The 8365-nt window shown below is 70.8% G+C and carries 9 protein-coding genes; 5 read left to right on the forward strand and 4 right to left on the reverse strand.

The window, feature by feature from the left end:
- Window positions 1–253 precede the first annotated feature (253 nt).
- Window positions 254–820, reverse strand: coding sequence for a DUF1648 domain-containing protein (locus G6030_RS04105; protein ID WP_182642290.1), 567 nt, complete (start codon window positions 818–820; stop codon window positions 254–256).
- 71 nt (window positions 821–891) lie between these two features.
- The gene (gene purT, locus G6030_RS04110) at window positions 892–2157 is read right to left on the reverse strand and encodes a formate-dependent phosphoribosylglycinamide formyltransferase (RefSeq protein WP_182642291.1); all 1266 of its coding nucleotides are present in this window, start codon (window positions 2155–2157) and stop codon (window positions 892–894) included.
- A gap of 226 nt (window positions 2158–2383) precedes the next feature.
- On the opposite strand from purT, the gene G6030_RS04115 reads away from it, so the two are divergent.
- The 4 genes from G6030_RS04115 (at window position 2384) to G6030_RS04130 (ending at window position 6112) form a co-directional block, all read left to right on the forward strand.
- Window positions 2384–3493 (forward strand): alcohol dehydrogenase family protein, encoded by a 1110-nt coding sequence (locus tag G6030_RS04115; RefSeq protein ID WP_182642292.1) that lies wholly within the window; start codon window positions 2384–2386, stop codon window positions 3491–3493.
- On the forward strand, window positions 3483–4514 hold the full coding sequence (locus tag G6030_RS04120; RefSeq protein ID WP_007629406.1) for a proline racemase family protein: 1032 nt from the start codon (window positions 3483–3485) through the stop codon (window positions 4512–4514). The genes G6030_RS04115 and G6030_RS04120 overlap by 11 nt, the downstream gene beginning before the upstream one ends.
- A gap of 102 nt (window positions 4515–4616) precedes the next feature.
- Window positions 4617–5714: a CoA transferase gene (locus tag G6030_RS04125; RefSeq protein WP_182642293.1), complete on the forward strand. Its 1098-nt coding sequence runs from the start codon at window positions 4617–4619 to the stop codon at window positions 5712–5714.
- A 2-nt stretch (window positions 5715–5716) separates the two neighbouring features.
- A complete protein-coding gene (locus G6030_RS04130) occupies window positions 5717–6112 on the forward strand; it encodes a GntR family transcriptional regulator (protein WP_050797155.1) in 396 nt (131 codons plus the stop codon).
- Between the two features lie 48 nt (window positions 6113–6160).
- On the opposite strand, the gene G6030_RS04135 is transcribed toward G6030_RS04130, so the two are convergent.
- Both G6030_RS04135 and G6030_RS04140 read right to left on the reverse strand, forming a co-directional pair.
- Window positions 6161–6781: a hypothetical protein gene (locus tag G6030_RS04135; RefSeq protein ID WP_182642294.1), complete on the reverse strand. Its 621-nt coding sequence runs from the start codon at window positions 6779–6781 to the stop codon at window positions 6161–6163.
- Between the two features lie 303 nt (window positions 6782–7084).
- Window positions 7085–7606: a hypothetical protein gene (locus tag G6030_RS04140; RefSeq protein WP_182642295.1), complete on the reverse strand. Its 522-nt coding sequence runs from the start codon at window positions 7604–7606 to the stop codon at window positions 7085–7087.
- Between the two features lie 268 nt (window positions 7607–7874).
- Here G6030_RS04140 and G6030_RS04145 point away from each other — a divergent pair, with 268 nt between their 5' ends.
- A complete protein-coding gene (locus G6030_RS04145; protein WP_007629422.1) occupies window positions 7875–8156 on the forward strand; it encodes a hypothetical protein in 282 nt (93 codons plus the stop codon).
- The last annotated feature ends 209 nt before the right edge of the window (window positions 8157–8365 follow it).

Genomic DNA, 8365 nt, shown 5'->3' on the forward strand with positions numbered 1-8365 from the left:
CGGCCTCCGCCGTCACCGCCGCCTGCTCGAACGCCAGCACGACCGCCCCCAGCGGCCCCTGCACCGCCGCGGCCGCCGTGTCCCCCACGGCCGCTGCGGCCGCTCCCCCGTCCTGCCCCGCCATCGACCCCGCTCCCCTCCGACCCGGCACTCCGCGCCGCTCGTCAGGTCACGCTAGGGGTCCGCACCGACACGACGCCCTCACCGACAGGTGCCTGTGGACGGGGTCGACGACCATCCACAGGGGCATCGCTCAGTCGAGGTCGGGCTGCGCGGCGTACCGGCCACCGATGAACGTCCGCGCCATCACCGCCCCGATCGCCACGAGGAAGACCACCAGCGCGACCGGGAGGATCCATGTCGGCATCGCGTCGCCGCCCGACCGCGCGGCGAGCACGATGCCCACCTGCCCGGCCACCAGCAGGAGCAGCGTGACCGTCGTGATCAGCCACAGGTCCTCGCGCATCAGCCGCTCGAACCGCCGCAGCCTCGGGCCGGTGGCCGTCCACCACTGCTTGTTGGGCGCGTTGATCTGGCCGGGGGCCCACAGCACCAGTCGGGACAGCAGCGGCATCGGCAGCACGACGAGCAACGGGATCAGCGCGGAGAACGCGAGGGCCCCGTTCCGGCTGGACCACCCGTCGGCCCGCCCGTCGGCGCCGAAATGCGTCGGCACCCGCTCGGGCAGGACGGCCACCTGCCAGGCCAGCACGCCCAGCCACAGCAGGACCACACCCCCGGCCAGTACGAGAATCCACGGAGCCGTCGGCTCGGGCGGCAGATCGCGTGCGTCGTCAGCCGCGGACCTCGTCGTCGTCATAGTCCGGTCCCCCGCGCCATGTCGTACCCCCGGGTCACACTCGCCGCCATGATCACCACATCGCCACGCACCTACACCGCCACCCGCACCCGCGAGGCCGCCTCGCGCGCCCGCTCCCGGGCGCCGTCCACGTCCTCGGCGGTCGCCACCGCCACCCCCATGCGGCGGAACTCGCTGGCCGACGGCTTGCCGAACAAGCGCACGTCGGCCTCCGGCACCGCCAGCGCCCGCGCCACGCCCTCGAAACCGACCGCGTCGACGCTCCCGTCGCCGATCCCCGCGCCGCCGTAGATGACCGCCGACGCTCCCGGGCTCGCCATGGTCGTGACCACCGGCAGGCCGAGCACTGCGCGCGCGTGCATCTCGAACTCGCTGAGCACCTGGCTGCGCAGCGTCACCAGGCCCGTGTCGTGGGGGCGGGGGCTGACCTCGGAGAAGTAGACGTCGACGCCGTTGACGAACAGTTCCACGCCGAACACACCGACGCCGCCGAGCGCGCCCGTGATCCGCGCGGCCACCGACCGGGCGGAGTCGTACGCGTCCTGCGTCATGGGCTGCGGCTGCCACGACTCCACATAGTCGCCGCGCTCCTGACGATGGCCGATCGGCTCGCAGAAGTCGGTCCGGATCCGCCCCGTCTCGGGGTCGACGCTGCGGACGGTGAGGAGCGTGACCTCGTACTCGAAGTCGACGAACGACTCGACGATCACCCGGGCCCCCGCGACGCGGGCGCCGGTCTGCGCCGCGCTCCACGCCGCCTCGACGTCCTCGGGACCGCGGAGGGTGGTCTGGCCTTTACCCGACGACGACATCGTGGGCTTGACCAGGCAAGGGAAGCCGATCGCCGAACACGCGTCGCGCAGCTCTTCGACGGACGAGGCGAAGGCGTACCTGCTGGTCGGCAGGCCCAGCTCCTCGGCGGCGAGGCGGCGGATGCCCTCGCGGTCCATGGTCAGCCGGGCGGCACGCGCGGTGGGCACGACGCGGGCGAGCCCCTCCTGCTCGATCTCCTCGAGCGAGGAGGTGGCGATGGCCTCGATCTCGGGAAGGATGACGTGCGGCTTCTCGAGGTCGACGACCCGGCGCACCTCGTCGGCGTCGGTCATGTCGATGGCGTGGCTGCGGTGCGCGACCTGGTGGGCGGGCGCGCCGTCGTAGCGGTCCACGGCGACCACCTCCACGCCGAGCCGCTGCAGGGCGATCGCCACCTCCTTGCCCAGTTCGCCCGAGCCGAGCAGCATGACCCGGGTCGCGCCCGGCGAGCCCGGCGTGCCGATGCGGTCCACGGCGGGCGGGGCGAGGGGATCGTGCGCTGATGGGACGGGCGCTTCGGTCATGTCTCCCACGCTAGTAGACCTGCGGCTGTGGACCCCCGGCGGCGAGCCCTGGAGCCCTCTCGAGGCGCCCACCTCGAGCCGGTGGGGCGAGCCCGGATCCCTCGTGATCCACGTCTCGAAAAATGGTGCGCCACACCGATAGACCGGGGCGGCCTGCGGGTGACAAACTCTTCACCAAGCACCCGCGGGCTGCGGTCCCGGCAGGGCGCGCGGAGGAGGAGCACGGATGCCGTCACACCCGCCGACGATGAACGCGGTGCAGCTCCTGGGCCACGGAGACCTGGACCAGCTGGTGCTTTCGCATGACGTCCCCACCCCCGATCCGGCCCCGGGTGAGGTGCTGATCGATGTCCACGCCTGCGGGATGAACAACACCGACGTGTGGGTCCGCCAGGGTGCCTACGGCAGCGACACCGACCCGACGGCGGTCTCCTCGTGGCGGCGTGGCCGCTCCACGCTCGAGTTCCCCCGCATCCAGGGCACCGACATCGTCGGCCGGATCGTCGCCGTCGGAGACGCGGTGTCCGAGGATCGTGTCGGGCAGAGGGTGATGGTCGACTTCAGCATCTACAACCGACCGGAGGGCGACGAGAGCCTGGCCGACATCGACTACATCGGCCACGGGCGGGACGGCGGTTACGCCGAGTACGTGGCGGTCCCCGCCGAGAACGCCTACGAGGTCACCACGGACATCGACGACGCCGGCCTGGCCACCTTCTGCTGCGCCTATCTGACCGCGGAACAGATGCTCGACCGGACGCGCCTGAGCGCGGGTGAACGGATCCTCGTCACCGGCGCCTCCGGAGGAGTGGGCTCGGCTTTGATCCAACTCGCCCGCGTTCGCGGCGCCATCCCCTATGCGGTGACGAGCGCCGGAAAGGAAGAAGCCCTCCGCGAGATCGGCGCCGAGGCGGTGTTCCTCCGCGACTCGGACGATCTCGTCGGCGAGGTGGAGCGGGGCGTCGACGGCCCGATCGACGTGGTGGGCGACCTGGTCGCGGGCCCACTGTTCAACGACCTGCTGAGGATTCTGCGTCCGGAAGGCCGGTACGGGACGGCCGGGGCCATCGGCGGGCCGGTCGTGGATCTCGATCTACGCACCATGTACCTCAAGCAGCTCGAGCTCCACGGTTCCTCGCAGGGTACGAGGACCGCGTTCCGGCGGCTGGTCGGGTACATCGAGGACGGCCGCATCCGTCCCCTGCTTCACCGCGCCTACCGGCTCTCCGAGTTCCACGAGGCGCAGCGCGCCTTCATGAGCAAGACCCACGTCGGGAACCTGATCGTGGTCCCCGACCGGCACTGGGACACGGTAGGAGCTCCCCATGGATCGTGAACGCGTCTTGGAGCTGATCGACACCCACAGCGGCGGCGACGTCAGCCGGATCGTCACCTCCGGCATCGAGCCCCTACCGGGGAAGAACGTGTTGGAGAAGGCTCGCTACCTGGAGAGAGAGGGCGACGGCCTGCGCCGGTTGCTGCTCTCGGAGCCGTACGGCGACCCGGCGATGTCGGTGAACCTCATCGTGGAGCCCTCTCATCCGGAGGCCGTGGCCGGGTACATCATCATGGAGGCGATGGGGTATCCGCTGTACTCGGGCTCCAACACCATCTGCACCGCGACCGCCCTGCTCCAGAGCGGGATGATCCCGGCGACCGAGGGGCTTCAGGAGATCGTCCTGGAGTCGCCGGCGGGGCTGTCCCGCAACACCGCTCGGATCGTCGGCGGCCGGGTGGAGTCGATCACCACGCGAGGCGAGCCGGCCTTCGTCGCCGAACAGGGGCTCGCCGTGGAGGTGCCCCACTACGGCCGGGTCGGGTTCGATCTCGTCTGGAGCGGGGCCTACTTCGCGCTGATCCGGGCGGCCGACCACGGTTTCGAACTCACGGCCGACGAGCAGTTCGCTCTCACCGCGTTCGGAGACGCCTTCGTCCGGGCGGCTCGCCCCGGGCTGAGGCGGGAGCACCCCTCGCTCGGCGATGTGGGCCCGCTGCCGTTCGTCCACTTCACGGGGCGCGTACGGACTCTCGGGACCGGGCGGTTCGAGTCGCCGTCGGCGACATACGTCCACCCGGGCGTCATCTGCCGGAGCCCGACCGGGACCGGCACCTCGGCCAGGCTCGCGCTGATGGCCGCGCTGGGTGAGGTCGCCCCCGGCGACACCCTGGAGACCATCTCGCCGCGCGGGAACCGGTTCCTGGGCACCGCGCTCGAGGAGGGCATGGTCGGCGACTTCCCCGCCCTGCACACGTCCGTCACCGGCCGTGCCCGGTTCCTGGCCCACTCACGGATCACCATCGACCTGGACGACCCGCTGGTGGACGCCTCCGATCTGGAGTATCTGCTCAGCCCCTGACCCGTCTCACCTCGTGGCCGCCATCCCGGTCGCGCCTGTGTCCCTCGCGCGCCGGCCGAGGATATACGGTGTGTTAAACGCCACACGAAAGGGCATACACCCGTGACCACTGCCTCCTCCGGCCCCCTGGCCGGCATCCGCGTCGTCGAACTCAACGGCATCGGCCCCGGCCCCCACGCCTGCATGATGCTGGCGGACCTGGGCGCCGACGTGGTGACCGTCATGCGTCCCGGTGAGCTGGCCAGGTCCGTCGACGGCTGGGCCCACATCACGCGCCGCGGCCGGACCGTGGTCGAGGCGGACCTCAAGAGCGACGAGGGCCTGGCGCAGGTCCGCACGCTCATCGGGAAGGCCGACGTGCTCGTGGAGGGCTTCCGCCCGGGTGTCACCGAGCGAATGGGCCTGGGCCCGGACGAGTGCCTCGAGCTCAACCCCCGGCTCGTCTACGCCCGCATGACCGGCTGGGGCCAGCACGGGCCGCTCGCACACACCGCGGGCCACGACCTCAACTACATCTCGCTGACCGGGCATCTCAACGCCATCGGCCGCAAGGGCGAGCGCCCTGTGCCGCCGCTCAACCTCGTCGGCGACTTCGGCGGCGGTTCGATGTTCCTCATCCAGGGCATCCTGGCCGCGATCATCGAGCGCGCGACCTCGGGCAAGGGCCAGGTCATCGATGCCGCCATGACCGACGGCGCCTCGGTGCTCGGCCAGTTCCAGTGGGCGATGCGGGCGCGGGGCCAGTGGTCCGACGTCGCCGGGACCAACATGCTCGACACGGGCTACCCGTTCTACGACGTCTACGAGTGCTCGGACGGCAAGTACATGGCGGTTGGTTGCCTCGAGCCGCAGTTCTACGCCGAGTTCGCCCGACTGTTGGGTATCGACGGCGAGGGGATGCCCGGCCAGTTCGACATGGATCGCTGGGACGAGCTGCGCGAGATCATCGCCGGGAAGTTCGCCGAGAAGACCCGTGACGAGTGGGCCGAGGTGTTCTACGGCACCGACGCGTGCACGACGCCGGTCCTCACCTACACCGAGGCGCTGGATCATCCGCACAACGCGGCCCGCGAGACGTTCGTCGAGGTCGCCGGCGATGTGGGCCCGGCTCCCGCGCCGCGCTTCTCCCGGACCCCGGCTGCCGCCGTGCCTGCCGAGCCGCCGCGGGAGGTCACCGCCATCGACCAGGTGTGGGCCTGAGTATGAGCGGGGCGGGGGCCGGATCGAAGGTCGGCGGAATCGTCCTGGCGGTGGACCCCCAGTCGACCGAACCCCCGTTCCGCCAGCTCATGTCCCAGATCGTCGAGGCGACGCGTCGCGGACTTCTCACCCCCGGTACGAGGTTGCCCGCGGTACGCACGCTCGCCGAGGACGTGGGGATCTCCACGGCCACCGCGGCCAAGGTCTACCGCGAGCTCGAGCAGGGCGGCGTCCTCGAGGGACGCGGCCGCTCGGGAACCTTCGTCGCCGAAACCGACGCGGCGGCCGCCGCGCTCGCCCGCGCGGCGGAGGAGTTCGCCGATCGCGCCGCGGCCGCCGGGGTGGGGGTCGAGGAGGCCGTGGACGCCGTCCGCACCGCCTTCGCCCTCCACGGGTGATCCCGCAGGCCCCCACTCCCCGACGGGCGCGCTGCCCGTCCGCGCTCCTTAGGACCAGAACACTGGAGTCAGGCCTGCCAGAGATCCGAGGAGCCCGCCACCGTCGCCGCCCCCCGCGGACTTCTCGAGCTCGGCGTAGGTGAACCCATCCGCACCTTCGTCCGAGAACGTACACACGGTGACGACCTCCGGCCGGAAGCTCGTATCCGTCAGCTCCGGAGGCGGCGCGGGCACCAGCACGTCCTCGCCCTCCTCAGCTCCCCCCTCACAGACGAAGGCCACTGGCCCCGAGGCCCCGTCAGCAACCGCGAACGCCGCCGTGCGCCCTCGGCCGACGGATATTTCGTGGCCGATCATGCCGATGTCAGACTGGGACGCGATCGGTCCGATGCGGCCCGGGAAGCCCCACCGCACGTGCACCTCATAGAGATGCTGAACCGTCCCCGGGGTCCCGACGTATGCGCCGCAGAGCAAGTCGCGTCCCGAACGGTTGTCGTACGACACCACGATCTCCCCGCCCCCGCCTCGTTCGGCGGTGACCCTGCTGGGGCTGTCCAGCGTCCAGGGGATCGAGCCCTGAGCTACTGCCAGGCCGGCGCCGAGGAGTGTCATCGTCCCGGCCAGTGTTGTCGTCGCGGAAAGGACGCCGAACCGCGTGAGGTGGCGCATGATGAGCTCCGATCAGCTAACGAACGCGGCCGTGTGGCCGCTGGTTCGATCATTGAACTCTCCGTCTCGCGCACGCGCTGTCGCCCGTTCGTATGACCACACGCGTCCAAGACGCTCGACCCGGAAGCACGTACCCCTGCAGGTGCAGCAGTGCGCGTGAGTTCGATGCGGGTCGACTCCGAATGTGGGAGCGGGGCTCTCGGCAGGCCGGGCGCGAGCTCCACCCAGGCACCGTCGCCGACGGCGAAGCGCCCCGTCACCGACTGCCGGTGACGGGGCGCTTCCGCTGAGGTGGCGGCGCTATCAGCTACCGAGCGATCCCATGTCGAGGGATCCGAGGAAGCCGCCGGCCTCCAGGTCGACCACGAAGCCCTCGTCGTCGCCGCCCTCGCAGTACGCGAGAGCGCCGGCCCGGAAGTCCTCCTCGGCGCCGATGACCACGTCCCAGTCGACCGTGCCTCCGGCCTCGACGACCAGGGGCCCGGTGACATCGGCGCCGGCGGCGAGGCCCGCGAAGTAGTCACCCAGGTTCTCCACGTCCGCCGCACCCTCCGCGGCAGCCGTCACCGTGTCCGCCTCAGCGACGCCGACGAAGCAATTGAGGTCGTACTCGGTGTTGTTCGTCAGCGTGCCCTCCGCCCCGGCGGCGTCGGCGTTGGTGATCGCCAGCTCCAGCTCGGCCTCGGCATCCTGGCCGAGGGACCCGAGAGACTGAGCCTGGGCGACCCCGCGCCGCCGAGAGCGGCGGCAACACCCAGAGCCGCCGAAGAAATGGTCGCACCGATCTTGGTGGAAAGACGCATGAGGAAGTCTCCCTTGGATCATGAGAAGCGACTGAATCTCAGCCGCTGTAAGCGATGCTAACTTGGGAATCACATGAGTCAAGGCCGAACGACGACTTCACAAGTGACAAGTTGAGAAGCCTCGTGAACTAACAGTCCACTCGCGTGAGCAGCGCGGCAGCGCGATAACGGCCGCCGCACGCGGCCGACAGGGAGCAACAGCCGTAACGTAAGAGAACTCTTGTCACAAGCGCCCCACGTATCCCACCGGAAAAGTCCGAGCGGGACCGGGCGAGTGCGATAGTGGGGCCATGAGAACGACCAGAGCTTTCGCAGCCACCCTCGCCCTGACCGCCGCGGCCACCGTCGCCGCGGCACCCGCTCACGCGGCGCCGAACGAGGCCTCCCAGGCCGGCGTGCACTATGTCGCTCAGGAGTCGGGGTCGCTGGATGGCGGCTCGTTGGACGACCCGGTCGTCGGCGCGGGACTGGTCCTCGTCGCGGGCCTGGGCGTCTCGGTCGCGCTGGCCGTGAGCGCGGGCATCGCCGGCGGCGCCTTCGAGCTCCCGCAGATCCCCGGTCTGCCCTTCTGACCCGCCGACCGCCACCTCACGTGACGATCGTGGGCTTGCGTCAGGGCCGTCACTGACACACGGGCATCACCCGCCCCGGGGACGCGTCGAGAAGAGCTTTTCGCACACCGCTACTCGAGCGATGCGGGCGAAACCGTCTTCTCGATGAATGCGTCGGCGGGGCCACCGGGGCGCCGCGCCCGCCGAGCCACCGCACCGCCGCGCCCGGC

The organism is Dietzia sp. E1 (genome assembly GCF_014145015.1).
Taxonomy (GTDB): Bacteria; Actinomycetota; Actinomycetes; order Mycobacteriales; family Mycobacteriaceae; genus Dietzia; species Dietzia cinnamea_A.

Excerpts from the sequence above, each read along its gene's own strand:
- G6030_RS04135 (WP_182642294.1), bottom strand. The coding sequence starts at position 6,781 with ATGCGCCACCTCACGCGGTTCGGCGTCCTTTCCGCGACGACAACACTG.
- G6030_RS04120 (WP_007629406.1), top strand. The coding sequence starts at position 3,483 with ATGGATCGTGAACGCGTCTTGGAGCTGATCGACACCCACAGCGGCGGC.
- G6030_RS04130 (WP_050797155.1), top strand. The coding sequence starts at position 5,717 with ATGAGCGGGGCGGGGGCCGGATCGAAGGTCGGCGGAATCGTCCTGGCG.
- purT (WP_182642291.1), bottom strand. The coding sequence starts at position 2,157 with ATGACCGAAGCGCCCGTCCCATCAGCGCACGATCCCCTCGCCCCGCCC.
- G6030_RS04140 (WP_182642295.1), bottom strand. The coding sequence starts at position 7,606 with ATGATCCAAGGGAGACTTCCTCATGCGTCTTTCCACCAAGATCGGTGC.
- G6030_RS04105 (WP_182642290.1), bottom strand. The coding sequence starts at position 820 with ATGACGACGACGAGGTCCGCGGCTGACGACGCACGCGATCTGCCGCCC.
- G6030_RS04115 (WP_182642292.1), top strand. The coding sequence starts at position 2,384 with ATGCCGTCACACCCGCCGACGATGAACGCGGTGCAGCTCCTGGGCCAC.
- G6030_RS04145 (WP_007629422.1), top strand. The coding sequence starts at position 7,875 with ATGAGAACGACCAGAGCTTTCGCAGCCACCCTCGCCCTGACCGCCGCG.